Here is a 15071-nt window from a genome sequence, read left to right as displayed (position 1 = left end):
TGACCTGTTCACGGGCAAGCCCGCTCCCGCAACCTGTGGGAGCGGATTTACCCGCGAATGGTCTGGCACTGCCCCTACACTGCGCATGGTTGAACTGCTTCGGCTCAACCCGCTAAGGTCGCCGCCTTGATACTCAAGAGGCAACCATGGGCTACCTGATAATCGTCGCGCTGATCCAGGCGTTTTCCTTCAACCTGATCGGCGTCTACCTGGCCGGCAACGTCGACAGCTACTTCGCGGTGCTGGCGCGCGTGGTGCTGGCCTTGCTGGTGTTCCTGCCGCTGACCCGCTGGCGCCAGGTGGAGCCACGCTTCATGCGCGCGATGCTGCTGATCGGGGCGTTGCAGTACGGCATCACCTATGTGTGCCTGTACCTGAGCTTCCGCGTGCTGACGGTGCCGGAGGTGCTGCTGTTCACCATTCTCACGCCCTTGCACGTGACCCTGATCGAAGACGCCCTGAACCGCCGCTTCAACTTCTGGGCGCTGCTGGCCGCCCTGGTGGCCGTGGCGGGCGCTGCGGTGATCCGCTTCGACAGCATCAGCGGTGACTTCTTCATGGGCTTCCTGTTGCTGCAACTGGCCAACTTCACCTATGCGGCAGGCCAGGTCATGTATCGCCACTTGGTGGCTCGACACCCCAGCGACCTGCCGCACTACCGGCGCTTTGGCTATTTCTACCTGGGCGCGCTGATCGTCGTGCTGCCCGCCTTCCTGTTGTTCGGCAACTACCAGCACCTGCCAGCGACCGACACACAATGGCTGGTGCTGTTGTTTCTGGGGCTGGTCCCGACGGCGTTGGGGCTGTACTGGTGGAACAAAGGCGCGTGCCTGGTTCCGGGGGCCACGTTGGCGGTGATGAACAACCTGCACGTGCCGGTGGGGTTGCTGCTGAACCTGCTGATATGGAACCAGGACGAGCCGCTGGGGCGGCTCTTCGTAGGCGGGGCGATCATCGTGGCGTCGGTGTGGATGAGCCGGTTGGGTGTGCAACGTCCGGCAACGCCGCAGGCGATGTCTCGCTGAGTTGGAGAATGAGCGGGCTTTTCCGCGATGCCGGCCCGCCCCGATAGGGGCGGGCTTGGTGTCGTATAGACATGGCAAGGGCTTCGCCCTTGATCGCGGGGCAAGCCCGCTCCTACACAGCAGGCGCGCCAGCCAATAGGGTGGCGTGGCCCTGGCTGGTCTTCAGGCCTCGCTCAGCTCGCTCAACCGTTGCGGCTCGTGAGTGGCCAGAGGCCTGGCGGCAAGCCCGATACGCATGTCATTGCCGCTGGGTTGCTGGTACAGGCTCAAGCCGAACTCGGGCAACACCGCCAGCAGGTAGTCGAAGATATCGCCCTGGATGCGCTCGTACTCGGCCCATGCGGTGGTGGTGGTGAAGCAGTAGATCTCCAGCGGCACGCCCTCGGCCGTGGTCTGCATCTGGCGGACCATGCAGGTCATGCCTTGCTGCACGTCGGGGTGGTTCTTCAGGTAGGCCAGGGCGAAGGCGCGGAAGGTGCCGATGTTGGTCAGCTTGCGGCGGTTGGCGGCGAGTTCGGCCACCGGCCCCAGGGCTTCGTTCCAGGTGCTCAGTTCCTGGCGCTTTTGTTTCAGGTAGTCGCCCAGCAGGCGGACCTGGCCCAGGCGCTGTTCTTCTTCGGCGGTGAGGAAGCGCACGCCGGCAGCGTCGATGAACAGGCTGCGCTTGATGCGCCGCCCGCCGGACTGCTGCATGCCGCGCCAGTTGCGGAACGACTCGCTCATCAGGCGCCAGGTGGGGATGGAAACGATGGTCTTGTCGAAGTTCTGTACCTTGACCGTGTGCAGGGTGATGTCCACCACGTCGCCGTCGGCGCCGACCTGGGGCATCTCGATCCAGTCGCCGACGTGCAGCATGTCGTTGCTGGTCAACTGCACGCTGGCGACGAACGACAGCAAGGTGTCCTTGTAGACCAACAGCAGCACGGCCGACATGGCACCCAGGCCCGAGAGCAGCAACAGCGGCGAGCGGTCGATGAGGGTGGCGACGATGACGATGGCAGCGAAGATCCACAGCATCATCTTGGCCAGCTGCACGTAGCCCTTGATCGAACGCGTGCGGGCGTGCTCGGTGCGGGCGTAGATGTCCAGCAGGGCATCGAGCAGGCACGACAGGGCCATGGTCATGAACAGCAGGGTGAAGGCCAGGGCCACGTTGCCGAGGAAGTGCTGGGCGGTTTCGCCCAGCTCCGGCACCAGCTTCAGGCCGAACTGGATCACCAGTGAGGGCGTGGTCTGGGCCAGGCGGTGGAAGACCTTGTTGTGGCGCAGGTCGTCGAGCCACTTGAGCGGTTGCTGGCGGGCCAGCAGGCGGCTGGCATGCAGCACCATGAAGCGGGCCAGGCGGCCGATGAGCAGGGAAATAACCAGCAGGACCACCAGGCCCAGGGCGGCGTGCAGCATGGGGTGTTGGTCGAGGGTGCCCCAGAGGTCCAGGGCGTCTTTCCAGAGTCGTTGGATATCCATGAGGGTTAGACGGGTCTGTATTGCGAAAACGAAGGCCCATTAGAACGCGGATTGGCGCCAAGGTGCCAAAAGAAATTCGGCGTCCGTCACGGAAAACGTTACCCTATGCAACTTGAATTTCCAGCGACTGCCCGAGGTACACCCGTGTTTTCCCAATTCGCCCTGCACGAACGCCTGCTCAAAGCCGTGGCCGAGCTGAACTTTGTCGAGCCGACCCCGGTGCAGGCGGCGGCCATTCCCCTGGCCCTGCAAGGGCGTGACCTGCGGGTGACCGCGCAGACCGGTAGCGGCAAGACCGCCGCCTTCGTGCTGCCGCTGCTCAACCGCCTGGTCGACCTGCGCCAGCGTCGCGTGGAGATCCGGGCACTGATCCTGCTGCCGACCCGCGAGCTGGCCCAGCAGACCCTCAAGGAAGTGCAGCGTTTTTCCCAGTTCACCTATGTAAAGTCCGGGTTGGTCACCGGCGGCGAGGACTTCAAGGAGCAGGCCGCACTGTTGCGCAAGGTCCCGGACATCCTGATCGGCACCCCGGGCCGCCTGCTGGAACACCTGAACGCCGGTAACCTGGACCTCTCCCACGTCCAGGTTCTGGTGCTGGACGAAGCCGACCGCATGCTCGACATGGGCTTCGCCGAAGACATGGAGCGCCTGTGCAAGGAGTGCGAGAACCGCGAGCAGACCCTGCTGTTCTCGGCCACCACCGGTGGCGCGGCGCTGCGCGACATCATCGGCAAGGTGCTCAAGGACCCCGAGCACCTGATGCTCAACAGTGTCTCGCAGCTGTCCGAAGGCACCCGCCAGCAGATCATCACTGCCGACCATGACCAGCACAAAGAGCAGATCGTCCAGTGGCTGCTGGCCAACGAGACCTACCAGAAGGCGATCATCTTCACCAATACCCGGGCCCTGGCCGACCGCATCTACGGTCATCTGGTGGCCAAGGAGGTGAAGGCGTTCGTGCTGCACGGCGAAAAGGACCAGAAGGACCGCAAGCTGGCCATCGATCGCTTCAAGCAGGGCGGCTCCAAGGTGCTGGTCGCCACCGACGTGGCCGCCCGTGGCCTGGACATCGACGGTCTGGACTTGGTGATCAACTTCGACATGCCGCGCAGTGGCGACGAGTACGTGCACCGTATCGGCCGTACCGGTCGTGCCGGCGCCGAAGGCCTGGCGATCTCGCTGATCTGCCACAACGACTGGAACCTGATGTCGAGCATCGAGCGCTACCTCAAGCAGCAATTCGAGCGCCGGGTCATCAAGGAGGTCAAGGGCACCTACAACGGGCCGAAGAAGGTCAAGGCCTCCGGCAAGGCGGCTGGCACCAAGAAGAAAAAGGTCGAGAAGAAGGCCGCCGAGAAGAAGGGCGCTACCGCCAAGCGCAAGCCGGCAGCCAAGCCAAAGGCCAAGGCGCCTCTGGCCAGCGCCGATGGCATGGCGCCTTTGAAGAAGCGGGCACCGAAGGCTGAGTGATGTTCTGGCGGCCTGGTTTCAGGGCTGCAAAGCAGCCCTGAAGGCAGTTCCCTAGTCCGCCTTGGTTTCCGCTTCCTTCAATTCCTTGATCCGCTTGTCGATCAACTGGCATTTGTCCGGCAGGTCCTTGCTGGCCGTGCCCAGGTCCATGCCCTGCAATTCCTCGTTGATCTCCTTGGCCTTCTGCGGATCCTGCTCGGTCAGCTGGGTGACCAGTCCGGCCAGTTCCTCGCGTTTCTGGGTGGCTTCCTCCGGTGTGCAGGCCCAGCTGGGCAGGGCGTACAACAGGGCGCTGGCACAGGCCAGGGGCAGTAACCGTTTCATCCGTTCGATCTCCAGCAGGGGTATATGCGGTTGAAAAGTGTGTCGCCTGGAAGTTCACACCGATAACGGCAGCCTGTTGCCGATTTTCACTTGGAACACCCCGCACTGCCTTTCGGTCCCATGCTGTGTACCCCAACCGTTCACAGCAGGAGGCCACCTCCATGAGCACCTACGACTGGGACTTGATCGAGCGTCTGTTGCATGAAGTGCAAAACAGCGCCGGCCACAGCTTCACGCCACGGCCCTATGCCGAGCAGCATGCGGCGGCGCTGGCCGCCACCGGCCAGCCGGTGGGCGACCTGGACCATTTGAAGACCCGTGCCTGCGAATACGAGAAGATCCTCTTCGAGCGTGGCTTCATCGAAAGCCGGCCGGAAGAGGACGGCGGCAACGGCGAGAACTTCGTCCTCACCGAGCGAGGCTCGCGCTTGCTCAGCCTGATCGACAGCAGCATCCCTGGCTTCGAGCACCCGCGCCAGGTGTTGGACGAGCAGGACGATGCCCTGGACGAGACGACGTTCGAACAGGTGGCGGCAAAAGCTCAGATCGCCTGAGGTCGTTTTGAGGCTGGCGTGGAGAAGGCTGCAAACCTGATAATCGGGGCTTGTCTGCCATCGTCGAGACCGTGCCCATGCCATCGATACGCCAAGGGGGCCGCCCATGAGCGCGGCCCGCAAGAACACCGATGCCTTCGCCCTGCAGGTGATGCTGGTGCTGTGCCTGATCTGGGGCAGCCAGCAGGTGATGATCAAATGGGCTGCCAGCGATATCGCACCGGTGATGCAAGCGGCCCTGCGTTCAGGGATCGCCGCGGTACTGGTGGGGATCCTGGTGTGCTGGCGGGGTGGCTGGAGCATGGTGGGCAGCACCTGGCGGGCGGGGTTGCTGTCGGGCGTATTGTTCGGCCTGGAGTTCCTGTTCATCGCCGAGGGCCTGAAGTTGACGTCCGCAGCGCATATGTCGGTGTTTCTCTACACCGCACCGGTGTTCACCGCCCTGGGGCTGCATTTCATGTTGCCGAGCGAGCGGCTGCGGCTGTTGCAGTGGCTGGGCATCCTGCTGTCGTTCGGCGGCATCGCCATGGCCTTTGCCGGTGGCTTGTCGTGGGACCAGCTCGATGGCCGGGTGCTGCTTGGCGATGCCTTCGGTGTACTGGCGGGCCTGGCCTGGGGTGCGACCACCGTGGTGGTGCGCGGGTCGCGGTTGTCGGAGGCGCCTGCCGACCTGACCTTGTTCTACCAATTGCTGGTGGGCTTCGTCGGGTTGCTGTTGATCGCCGTGATCAGTGGGCAGGTGGGCATGGTCGCCTTCACGCCGTTGGCAGCGGGCAGTGTGCTGTTCCAGGCCATCGTGGTGTCGTTCATCAGCTACCTGACCTGGTTCTGGCTGCTGCGCAAGTACCTGGCATCGAACCTTGCGGTGTTCTCCTTCATCACACCGCTGTTCGGCGTGACCTTTGGTGTGGTGTTGCTGGGTGAACCGCTCAGCCTGAACTTCGTACTGGGCGCGGTGATGGTGCTGTGCGGGGTCATCCTTGTCAGTGCCGAACCTTGGGTGCGCCAGCAATTGCGCAAGCTGGTCGGCTGAACAGGCGCAGCCGCGCCGCCCCTGTAGGAGCGGCCTTGCGCCGCGAAAGGGCTGCAACGCAGCCCCGGCGCCGTCAAGTCGAAGTACAACGCCCGACCGGCTGAAGCCTCCCCCCGTGTTCGCCAACCAACACCAACCCCCCGGCGACACCCAACCCACCCGCAGCGAGCAGCAAGGCAGGCTGCAGACTCCCACCGTAATGGTTGCTCACGGCCGCCAGCAGCGGCCCGCTGAGCTGGCCGAGGGCGAAGCAGGCGGTGAGCAGCCCGGCGTTGCGCTGGGTGGCGTGGGGCGCCAGCTCCTGCGAACGCCGCATCACCAGCTGCATGCAGGCCAGGAAAGGCGCGCCGCACAACAGCACGCCCAGGGCCAGGCCGAACCCGTTGCCCAACAGGCAGGCCAGTACCCCCAGCCCCTGCAACCAGAGCGTCGCGCTCAGCCAATGGGACGTGCGGGCTGGGCGTCGCACGCTGACCAGCACGACCCCCAACGCAGCCGCCAGGCCGAACGCTGGCCAGAACAGATCGGCCTGCCACTGACCGTGGAACTGCTGGCTGGCCATCTGCGACAGGAAGGTCGCCGGCAGGATATAGCCGATGCCATATAGCCCATAGACCAACCCCAATCGCGCGATGCCCGGCTGGGTGGTGCCGTCCTGGGGTACGGCCGGAACCGCCGTGGTCGGTTGCATCCGGGGCAACCACGGCAGCACGGCCAACAACATCACCAGGGCGGCCAGCGCATAGATCAGCCACAGCGTCGCTGACCCTAGGCCCATCAGGTGGGCCCCCAGGGCGAGCAAGCCGGTGACAGCGATGCCGATGCCGGGCCCGGCGAACACCAGCGCTCCCAGGCGAGGGCGAGCGTGGGTGGCGGCCAGTTGCTGGCTGAGGCTGGTGATCATCACCAGTACCCAGGCGCTGGCCACACCGGTCCCGAAGCGCAGCAACAGGTGGCTCCAGAAACCCTGTGCCGCCCACGAGGCGAGGGTCAGCAGCACGCACAGCCACAGGCCGGCATGCAGGCGCAGACGGACCTGGGCCGGGCGGCGGGCGAACATGCCGTCCACTGCGCCGAAAAAGTAGCCCAGGTAGTTGGCGGCAGCCACCAGGCCGCCCGCCGTCAGGTCGATCTGGCCTTCGGCGATCAAGCGCGGCAGTTGCGGGGTCAGGGCGAAGCGGCCGATGCCCATGGCCATCATCAGGGCAACGGCGCTGGCCAGCAGTTGTACGAGGGGGGACATGCGGCGACTCCTGCACCAATAGACGCGATGGGTGGCAGGGTAGGGCGGATTGACTTTCAAAAAAATTGAATAATGATGATCAAGTTGTTCTGTTTTGGAGAAGGTAATGGAGTTCAGCCAACTGCGCATTTTCCAGGCCGTCGCGCAAGAGGGGTCGGTGACCCGGGCCGCCGAACGCTTGCACCGGGTGCCGTCGAATCTGTCGACCCGCTTGCGCCAGCTGGAGGAGCAGTTGGGTGTGGAGTTGTTCCTGCGCGAGCGGCAGCGCTTGCAGCTGTCGCCGGCGGGCAAGGTGCTGCTCGATTACGCCGATCGCCTGTCCGCCCTGCGTGACGAGGCCATGGCCGCAGTGCAGGGCGGCCAGCCAGCCGGTGATTTCACCCTCGGCACCATGTACAGCACTGCGGCGATTCATCTGCCGACCTTGCTCGCCCGCTATCACCAGGCCTACCCAGCGGTGAACCTGCAGGTGCGGGCGGCGCCCAGCGGTGAGTTGCTCGAAGGGCTGCTGGCGCATCGCCTGGACGCTGCCCTGGTCGATGGCCCGCCGAGCCTGGCCGGGCTGGATGGTGTGCCGTTGTGCGAGGAGGTTCTGGTGCTGATCACGCGGCCCGAGCATGTCCCGGTGCATAGCGCCCGGGATGTTGCCGGCAAGGCGGTGTTCACCTTCCGCCAGGGCTGCTCCTACCGCATGCGCCTGGAGGCCTGGTATGCCCATGACCATACGCCCATGGGCCGGGTCATGGAGATCGAGTCGTACCAGAGCATGCTGGCCTGTGTGATCGCCGGGGCCGGGGTGGCACTGATGGCGCAGTCCATGCTCGACAGCCTGCCTGGACGCGACCAGGTTCGTGCCCACCGCCTGCAGGCACCCTTCGACCATGCGGTCACTTGGCTGATGTGGCGCCAGGGCATGTGCGGCGCCAACCTGCAGGCCTGGATCGACGTGCAACAAGGGGAAACAATTGACCGACCGTCGGCAGGCGGCGTTTGCGCTTGATCCGCGTCAAACTCGCCCTTATCTGTAGGAGCAGAAGCATGCGTAATACAGGACATGGGACTATGATCTGTATGAAGCATCGCAGGATTGAATCGCCGTGAGGCTGACCCGTGAGGGGGCATTTATGAACAATCGAATGTACAACTGGCTCCACGACCTCGCCGTCGCCCTGGGCTTGCTCCCACCTCCGCTGCAGCCGGTGCCGATCCCTACCGACGAAGAGCAGCGCAAGCGCCAACCGCGTCGCCGCTGAAACGAAAAGGCCGCCGCATCCGATGATGCAGCGGCCTTTTCAGTCATGGCGGCTTTTCACGCCTGCCCAAGGCTCAGGCCAGGTTGACGGCCCCCACCGGGCGGCGCGACAGCAGGCTGACCACCACGAAGCTCACCAGGCCGACCGCCAGGCTGTAGTAGATCGGGGTGTTGGCATCCAGACCGTCCTTGAACATGAAGAACAGTGCAGTGGCAAAGCCCAGCGACATGCTGGAGATCGCCCCGGCGGTGGTGGCGCGCTTCCAGAAGATCGCCCCGATCAGCGGGATCAGCATGCCGCCGACCAGCAGGTTGTAGGCAAGGGTCAGAGCGCTGATCACATCGTTCACCGCCAGGGCGATGCCCAACACCACCAAGCCAGTAAGCAGGGTGAACAGGCGGTTGACGCCCAGGCTCGATTGCTTGCCGCCACGCAGCTTCGGCAGCAAGTCCTCGGTCAGGGTGGTCGATGCAGCCAGCAGACCGGCGCTGGCGGTGGACATCATCGCAGCCAGGGCTGCGGCCATCAGCAGGCCACGGATGCCCTCGGGCAATTGGCCCTTGATCATCTCGGCGAACGCGTTGTTCGGGTTGGCCAGGTCCGGCATCAGCACATGGGCGGCCATGCCGATCAGGGCGCAGGCCAGGCCGTACAGTACGCAGTAGATGCCTGCGGTGGTACCGGCGCGCTGGCAGACCTTCTCGTCACGGGCGGTGAACACCCGCTGCCAGATGTCCTGGCCGATCAGGATGCCGAAGAAGTAGATCAGGAAGTAGGTGATGATGGTGTCCCAGCCGATGGTGGTCCAGCTGAAGCTGGCCGCCGGCAGCTTGGCCACCAGTGTGTCCCAGCCACCGGCCTTGTACAGGCACACCGGCAGCAGGATGAACATCAGGCCCACGGTCTTGATGATGAACTGGACGATGTCGGTCAGGGTCAGCGACCACATACCGCCGATGGTCGAGTACACCACCACCACGCCACCGCCGAACAGCAGGGCCATCCAGAACGGCACATCGAGCAACACCTGCAGCACGGTCCCCATGGCCAGGGTCGAGGTGACCGCGATCATCAGCGCATAGGCGAGCATGATCGCCGCACTCGCCTGGCGTGCCATCGGGTTGTAGCGGCGTTCCAGTACCTGCGTGACGGTGAAGATCTTCAGGCGCAGCAGCGGCTTGGCGAGGAACAGGTTCAGCGCAATGATACCCAGGCCCAGTGCGGCGCACAGCCAGAAGCCGGAAATCCCATGGACATAGCCCAGGCGCACGGTGCCGACGGTGGAGGCACCGCCCAGTACGGTGGTGGCCATGGTGCCCATGTACAGGGTCGGGCCGAGGTTGCGCCCGGCCACCAGGTAGTCTTCGTGGGTCTTCGCACGCCGCATGCCATACCAGCCGAGGCCGAGCATGCCGGCGGCATAGATCAGTACAACGATGATGTCCAAGGCCATTGGGGGTCTCCCGATTATCTTTATTATGGCGAGATCGACCAGTCAGGCGACTCACGGCGCCCGGCGGTCCTGTCTTGTGTTGGCGGGCCTCTATGGCCCTCCCTCATGGCTCCTGCCGGGGTCAAGCAGTTGCTCGTGTCGTGCTAGCCGTAGGCGCGGCGCAAGGCCGCGCCTGCAGGTCAGCGGCGCACGACGCCTGGCAGCACGCAGAGCATCTCGAACAGCAGGTTGGCGCCCAGCAGCGAGGTGTTGCCGGTGGTGTCGTAGGGCGGCGAGACCTCGACCAGGTCGCAGCCGATCAGGTCCAGGCCGTGGCAGCCACGGATGATCTCCATCGCCTGGATAGTGGTCAGGCCGCCGATCTCTGGGGTACCGGTGCCCGGTGCCCAGGCCGGGTCGATGCCGTCGATATCGAACGACAGGTACACCGGGCCGCCACCGACCTTCTCGCGTACTTCGGCCATCAGCGGTTCCAGCGACTTGTGCCAGCACTCCTCGGCCTGTACCACACGGAAGCCCTGGCGGCGGCTCCAGTTGAAGTCATCGGCGGTATAGCCCTGGGCGCGCAGGCCGATCTGTACCACACGGTCGCAGTCGAGCAGGCCTTCTTCCACGGCACGGCGGAAGGTGGTGCCATGGGCGATCTTCTCGCCGAACATATGATCGTTGACGTCGGCGTGGGCGTCGATATGCACCAGGCCGATCTTGCCGTGCTTCTTGTGCAGTGCGCGCAGAATCGGCAGGGTGATGGTGTGGTCGCCACCGAGGGTCAGGGGGATGATGTTGTGCTCGAGGATTTCATCGTAGGCCTCTTCGATGATGCGCACGGCGTCGAGCAGGTTGAAGGTGTTGATGGCCACGTCACCGATGTCGGCTACCGACAGCGAGTCGAATGGCGCGGCACCGGTGGCCATGTTGTACGGGCGGATCATCACCGACTCGGCACGGATCTGCCGCGGACCGAAGCGGGTACCCGAGCGCAGCGAGGTACCGATGTCCAGCGGTACGCCGATGAACGCGGCGTCCAGGCCTTCGGCGCTTTGCAGGTGGGGAAGACGGAGCATGGTGGCGATGCCGCCGAAACGCGGCATTTCGTTGCCGCCCAGTGGTTGGTGGAGAATCTTTTCCACGGTGGGCCTCATCAGTCGGTCGATTGTTCTGTTTGTTCGAACCTGTGCCGCCGCGTGCCTGGCTGGCAAGGTGGCGCCGGCGGGCAGGGACATTGCGACCAAGTCTGCGCAAGGTAGTGGGCAGGAGGAATCGCTACACGCAAATACTTACTTCAGTAATTTCTAAACTAATGCTCGACAGCGGGTTAGACTCTGCCGATCTCCACCCTGCGGAACCGCTGCACCATGGCCTCTTCACTGCCCGACCTGAAACTGTTGCGTATCTTCGTCAGCGTGGTCCGCCACCAGGGCTTCGCCAATGCCCAGCGTGAGCTGAACCTCTCCACTTCGGCCATCAGCACCTACATGAGCCAGCTGGAAAGTGCCCTGGGTATCGTCCTGTGCCACCGTGGCCGAGGGGGCTTCAGCCTGACCAGCAAGGGCGAGCTGTTCCACCAGGAGACCCTGCGCCTGCTGGCCGAGCTCGATGGTTTCGAACAGTATGCCGCGGCCCTCAAGGGCGAACTGCGCGGCACCCTCAACCTGGGGGTGATCGACTCCACGGTCGGTGACCGGGCCTTGCCGCTGGCCGAGGCCATCGGTGCCTACAGCCAGGAGCATCCGGCGGTGCACCTGCACCTGTCGGTGTCCAGCCCCTACGAGCTGCAACTGGGCGTGCAGGACAATCGCCTGGACCTGGCCATCGGCGCGTTCTCCTCGCGCATGAGCGGCCTGGTGTACCAGCCGCTCTACCGTGAGCAGCACTGGCTATACTGCAGCAGTCGGCATCCGCTGTTCGGCGAGCGTCGGGTCCCTGAAGAGGTGATCACCCAGCAGCGCATGGTCGGGCGGGGCTATTGGAGCCAGGCAGAGCTGGCCCGGCATGGGTTCAAGCACAGTGCCGCAACGGTGGAAAGCATGGAGGCGCAATTGATCCTGATTCTTTCCGGCGCCTACATCGGCTACCTCCCCGAGCACTATGCCCAGGCCTGGGTCGACAAGGGCGACCTGCGGGTGCTGTCGCCTGCCACCTTTGGCTACCAAGCACCGTTCTCCATGATCATTCGCCGTGGCAGAAGCCGCGAACCGTTGATCCAGACCTTCCGCGACCTGCTCAAGTCGCAGCTCAACGTCAGCTGAGAAGGGTCGCTTTCAGAACATTACGTCAGGCTGTGTAAATTTTCGTCCAAGGCACGCGACTGGAGTGATGGCACTCTGCTAAATATCTATTTGCTTTGATGAAATTTCCCATCATCTACATGAAGCAAGGACTGCCACGATGCGCATGAATTTGCCCGTCACCGAGCACCAAAGAACCTTCCCCAACGACCAGCGGCTGATCTCCACCACCGACCTGAACAGCCGCATCACCTATTGCAATGATGCGTTCGTGGCGATCAGCGGTTTCACCTATGAGGAGTTGGTGGGCCAACCGCACAACCTGGTACGTCACCCGGACATGCCGCCTTCGGTGTTCGGCCACATGTGGGAAACCATCAAGCAGGGCAAACCCTGGATGGGCGTGGTCAAGAACCGCGCCAAGAATGGTGATTACTACTGGGTCAGTGCCTACGTCACGGCCATCTACGAGAATGGCCGTATCAGCGGCTACGAGTCGGTGCGTTCGGTGCCCAGTCGCGACCAGATCCGCCGCGCCGAGGCGCTTTATGCGCGCTTGCGCGGTAATCGCTCTGCCGTGCCCTTGGTCGCACGCCTGGGGCATGGGCTGCAGCATGGCCTGCCCTTGGTTGGTGCCGGCCTGGTATCGGCCGCCGGCTATCTCTGGCTGCCGCAATATGCGGCGCTGGGTGTGCTGATGGCGAGCATGCTCGGTGCCTGGTACTGGATCGAACATCGGCAGAACCAGGCCATCCGCCGTACTTTGGCCGAGCATCCCAAGGCCTTCACCAGCCCGCTGGTGGCGCTGACCTACAGCGACAACCCAGGCCTGCAGGGGCAACTGGACCTGGCCATCATCAGCGAGGAGGCGCGCTTGCAGACCGCCTTGACCCGACTGGTGGATGCAGGGGTGGGGGTCAAGTCCCGGGCGGCGCAATCGGCAGGCCTGTCCGACGCCCAGGCTCAGATGCTCGATCGTCAGCGCAGCGAGACCGACCAGTCGGCCACGGCCATCGCGCAGATGGCCGCGACCATCCAGCAGGTCACCCACAACGTGCAGAGCACCGCCCATGCCGCCAGCGACGCCGACCAACTGGCCCAGCAGGGCAGCGATCTGGCGCAGCAGAGCCTCAAGGCCATGGGCAGCATGAGCGATGCGGTCAACGATATCGGCCAGGCGGTCAATGCCTTGGCCGAGCAGACCCAGTCGATCGGCAGCGTGGTGGATGTGATCACCTCCATCGCTGAGCAGACCAACCTGCTGGCGCTCAACGCCGCCATCGAGGCGGCGCGGGCGGGTGAGCAAGGGCGAGGCTTCGCGGTGGTGGCCGATGAGGTGCGTTCGCTGGCCCAGCGTACCCGCGCGTCCACCGAGGAGATCCACCAGATCATCGCTTCGCTGCGCTCAGGGGCCGAGCGCGCGGTGAGCACGGCCAACCGTGGCGAGCAGATTTCCCGTGACAGCGTGCAGAGTGTCGAGGCGGTGCAGCAGGCATTGTCGGGCATCGTCCAGGCGGTCAGCCGCATCACCGGGATGAGCCAGCAGATGGCGACGGCTTCCGAGCAACAGAGCCATGTCGCCGAAGACATCAACCAGCAGATCGTGCGTATCGCGCACCTGTGCGACGAGAGCGCGGGGCAGGCCAAGCAGGGCGCAGAGATCAGCCAGGACCTGGAGCGCATGGCCGAATACCTGCACAGCCTGGCGGAGCGCTTCAACCGCTGACATCGTGCTTACCCCACAAGGATGTGGGGGCTTTGCCCGTGTGCTGTGGCACACTGCGCGGGTAAGGAGAAGCCTATGTCCAGACCCCGTTGCGAGCGCTGCCTGCGTCCGCTTGACCATTGCCTTTGCCCATTGATTCCCAGCCTCGACAGCCGTACCCGGGTGGTCGTGCTGCAGCATCCGAGCGAGACTTCGCATGCCTTGAACACCGCGCGCTTGGCGGCCCTTGGGCTGGTCAATGGCGAGTTGCGGGTGGGTGAGGTGTTCGATGATCTCGAGCGGTTGCTGGCGACGCCTGGATATCGGCCGGTGGTGTTGTTTCCGGGGGACGAGGCTGGGGTCTTGCGGGCCTACGAGGGTGATGACGAGCTGCCTTTGATGCTGATCGTGCCTGATGGTACCTGGCGCAAGGCGCGCAAGCTGCTGTACCTGAATCCGTTGTTGGCGGCATTGCCGCGGGTGACGCTCGGAGAAGTGCGGGCATCGCGCTATCGATTGCGCAAGGCGCCGGGGGAGGGGGCTTTGTCGACGGTCGAAGCTGTGGTGGAGGCGTTGAATGTCCTGGAGTCGCCATTGTGCTTCGATGAGGTGTTGAAGCCGTTCGATGCATTGATCGAGGGGCAGATCAGGGCCATGGGGCGGGAGACGTTTGAGCGCAATCATCAGTAGGTTGCTGGTTGCTGGTTGCTGGTTGCTTGGTTGATTGGTTGGTTTTGGGTTTTGGGATAAAGCCATTTGCTTTATCGACGCTGAGTCACCTTTCCGCCCTTACGGCGGGTTACTTTGGTCTTGGCCAAAGTAACCAAAGCCGCGCGCCCCTGCATCCGGCCCCGGCGCTGTGCGCCGGGGTTCCCTCGCTCCGGCATCGCTCCGGTGGGGCGCGGCGAAGGGCCATCCATGGCCCTGCGCCGCTTGCCGGGCATCCATGCCCGGCACCCACCTACGCAATACCTCCACTCGGCCTCCTGACGGGGCGCAAGTTACGGGTGGCGCCTGGGCTGGCGTTGTTTTTTCAATGGGATTGGCGGCGGGCTCACGGGCCAATCGCGGGACGGCGCGAGCTTAAGAATTGTGCTGTCTGTGGGAGCGGGCTTGCCCGCGATTCGGCCAGAACAGCCAACCAATCAGTATGATTTTTCGCCGCTGTCGCCGCCACCGCTTTCGCTCTTTCTTACACGTTAGACCAGGCGCCGCCAATCGCGACGTCAGGAGGCCGAGCATAGGCATTACGGAGGTGGGTGCCGGGCATGGATGCCCGGCAAGCGGCGCAGGGCCATGGATGGCCCTTCGCCGCGCCC

General features: G+C 64.1%; 13 protein-coding genes and 2 pseudogenes. 10 read left to right on the top strand and 5 right to left on the bottom strand.

What is annotated here, in order from left to right; translation table 11 throughout:
* Positions 1-146 precede the first annotated feature (146 nt).
* Entirely contained in the window at positions 147-1025 is an 879-nt protein-coding gene (locus AC1MHZ_RS21870) for a carboxylate/amino acid/amine transporter (RefSeq protein ID WP_465001309.1), read from the top strand.
* 162 nt (positions 1026-1187) lie between these two features.
* On the opposite strand, the gene AC1MHZ_RS21865 is transcribed toward AC1MHZ_RS21870, so the two are convergent.
* Positions 1188-2489 (bottom strand): mechanosensitive ion channel family protein, encoded by a 1302-nt coding sequence (locus AC1MHZ_RS21865; protein ID WP_084858435.1) that lies wholly within the window; start codon positions 2487-2489, stop codon positions 1188-1190.
* 105 nt (positions 2490-2594) lie between these two features.
* Here AC1MHZ_RS21865 and AC1MHZ_RS21860 point away from each other — a divergent pair, with 105 nt between their 5' ends.
* On the top strand, positions 2595-3959 hold the full coding sequence (locus tag AC1MHZ_RS21860) for a DEAD/DEAH box helicase (RefSeq protein WP_084858436.1): 1365 nt from the start codon (positions 2595-2597) through the stop codon (positions 3957-3959).
* Positions 3960-4010: 51 nt separating this feature from the next.
* Here the strand turns inward: AC1MHZ_RS21860 and AC1MHZ_RS21855 are convergent, their stop codons facing one another.
* Positions 4011-4283 carry a hypothetical protein gene (locus AC1MHZ_RS21855; RefSeq protein WP_084858437.1) on the bottom strand — a complete coding sequence of 91 codons (273 nt, stop codon included), beginning with the start codon at positions 4281-4283 and terminating at the stop codon, positions 4011-4013.
* A gap of 161 nt (positions 4284-4444) precedes the next feature.
* Here AC1MHZ_RS21855 and AC1MHZ_RS21850 point away from each other — a divergent pair, with 161 nt between their 5' ends.
* A complete protein-coding gene (locus tag AC1MHZ_RS21850; protein WP_084858438.1) occupies positions 4445-4837 on the top strand; it encodes a transcriptional regulator in 393 nt (130 codons plus the stop codon).
* A 106-nt stretch (positions 4838-4943) separates the two neighbouring features.
* Positions 4944-5870: a DMT family transporter gene (locus tag AC1MHZ_RS21845; RefSeq protein WP_084858439.1), complete on the top strand. Its 927-nt coding sequence runs from the start codon at positions 4944-4946 to the stop codon at positions 5868-5870.
* Positions 5871-5943: 73 nt separating this feature from the next.
* On the opposite strand, the gene AC1MHZ_RS21840 is transcribed toward AC1MHZ_RS21845, so the two are convergent.
* Positions 5944-7113, bottom strand: a complete 1170-nt coding sequence (locus AC1MHZ_RS21840; RefSeq protein WP_324818403.1) for an MFS transporter — start codon at positions 7111-7113, stop codon at positions 5944-5946.
* 106 nt (positions 7114-7219) lie between these two features.
* Between AC1MHZ_RS21840 and ptrR the strand changes: the two genes are divergently transcribed.
* Both ptrR and AC1MHZ_RS21830 read left to right on the top strand, forming a co-directional pair.
* Positions 7220-8113, top strand: a complete 894-nt coding sequence (gene ptrR, locus AC1MHZ_RS21835) for a putrescine utilization regulator PtrR (RefSeq protein ID WP_324818400.1) — start codon at positions 7220-7222, stop codon at positions 8111-8113.
* 124 nt (positions 8114-8237) lie between these two features.
* On the top strand, positions 8238-8366 hold the full coding sequence (locus AC1MHZ_RS21830; protein ID WP_256543834.1) for a PA1414 family protein: 129 nt from the start codon (positions 8238-8240) through the stop codon (positions 8364-8366).
* A 73-nt stretch (positions 8367-8439) separates the two neighbouring features.
* Here the strand turns inward: AC1MHZ_RS21830 and AC1MHZ_RS21825 are convergent, their stop codons facing one another.
* Positions 8440-9819, bottom strand: a complete 1380-nt coding sequence (locus AC1MHZ_RS21825; RefSeq protein WP_324818397.1) for a sodium:solute symporter family protein — start codon at positions 9817-9819, stop codon at positions 8440-8442.
* Between the two features lie 179 nt (positions 9820-9998).
* Positions 9999-10949 (bottom strand): agmatinase, encoded by a 951-nt coding sequence (speB, locus tag AC1MHZ_RS21820; RefSeq protein WP_043209365.1) that lies wholly within the window; start codon positions 10947-10949, stop codon positions 9999-10001.
* Positions 10950-11174: 225 nt separating this feature from the next.
* Here speB and AC1MHZ_RS21815 point away from each other — a divergent pair, with 225 nt between their 5' ends.
* The 4 genes and pseudogenes from AC1MHZ_RS21815 to AC1MHZ_RS21800 all read left to right on the top strand — a co-directional run bounded on the left by AC1MHZ_RS21815 (position 11175) and on the right by AC1MHZ_RS21800 (position 14442).
* On the top strand, positions 11175-12068 hold the full coding sequence (locus AC1MHZ_RS21815; RefSeq protein ID WP_084858443.1) for a LysR family transcriptional regulator: 894 nt from the start codon (positions 11175-11177) through the stop codon (positions 12066-12068).
* A 139-nt stretch (positions 12069-12207) separates the two neighbouring features.
* Positions 12208-12489 (top strand): annotated as a pseudogene (locus AC1MHZ_RS21810) (PAS domain-containing protein); the annotation flags it as partial.
* A 303-nt stretch (positions 12490-12792) separates the two neighbouring features.
* Positions 12793-13773: pseudogene (locus AC1MHZ_RS21805) on the top strand (methyl-accepting chemotaxis protein); the annotation flags it as partial.
* 75 nt (positions 13774-13848) lie between these two features.
* Positions 13849-14442 carry a tRNA-uridine aminocarboxypropyltransferase gene (locus AC1MHZ_RS21800; protein WP_084858445.1) on the top strand — a complete coding sequence of 198 codons (594 nt, stop codon included), beginning with the start codon at positions 13849-13851 and terminating at the stop codon, positions 14440-14442.
* The last annotated feature ends 629 nt before the right edge of the window (positions 14443-15071 follow it).

The organism is Pseudomonas sp. FA-1, from assembly GCF_056856075.1.
The sequence above is the reverse complement of the archived record's forward strand: the minus strand, read 5'-3'. Positions and strand labels throughout refer to the sequence as shown.

Coding starts and splice junctions, on each gene's coding strand:
- AC1MHZ_RS21865 (WP_084858435.1), bottom strand. CDS start 2,489: ATGGATATCCAACGACTCTGGAAAGACGCCCTGGACCTCTGGGGCACC.
- AC1MHZ_RS21840 (WP_324818403.1), bottom strand. CDS start 7,113: ATGTCCCCCCTCGTACAACTGCTGGCCAGCGCCGTTGCCCTGATGATG.
- ptrR (WP_324818400.1), top strand. CDS start 7,220: ATGGAGTTCAGCCAACTGCGCATTTTCCAGGCCGTCGCGCAAGAGGGG.
- AC1MHZ_RS21845 (WP_084858439.1), top strand. CDS start 4,944: ATGAGCGCGGCCCGCAAGAACACCGATGCCTTCGCCCTGCAGGTGATG.
- AC1MHZ_RS21815 (WP_084858443.1), top strand. CDS start 11,175: ATGGCCTCTTCACTGCCCGACCTGAAACTGTTGCGTATCTTCGTCAGC.
- AC1MHZ_RS21855 (WP_084858437.1), bottom strand. CDS start 4,283: ATGAAACGGTTACTGCCCCTGGCCTGTGCCAGCGCCCTGTTGTACGCC.
- AC1MHZ_RS21870 (WP_465001309.1), top strand. CDS start 147: ATGGGCTACCTGATAATCGTCGCGCTGATCCAGGCGTTTTCCTTCAAC.
- AC1MHZ_RS21860 (WP_084858436.1), top strand. CDS start 2,595: ATGCAACTTGAATTTCCAGCGACTGCCCGAGGTACACCCGTGTTTTCC.
- AC1MHZ_RS21850 (WP_084858438.1), top strand. CDS start 4,445: ATGAGCACCTACGACTGGGACTTGATCGAGCGTCTGTTGCATGAAGTG.
- AC1MHZ_RS21825 (WP_324818397.1), bottom strand. CDS start 9,819: ATGGCCTTGGACATCATCGTTGTACTGATCTATGCCGCCGGCATGCTC.
- AC1MHZ_RS21830 (WP_256543834.1), top strand. CDS start 8,238: ATGAACAATCGAATGTACAACTGGCTCCACGACCTCGCCGTCGCCCTG.
- AC1MHZ_RS21800 (WP_084858445.1), top strand. CDS start 13,849: ATGTCCAGACCCCGTTGCGAGCGCTGCCTGCGTCCGCTTGACCATTGC.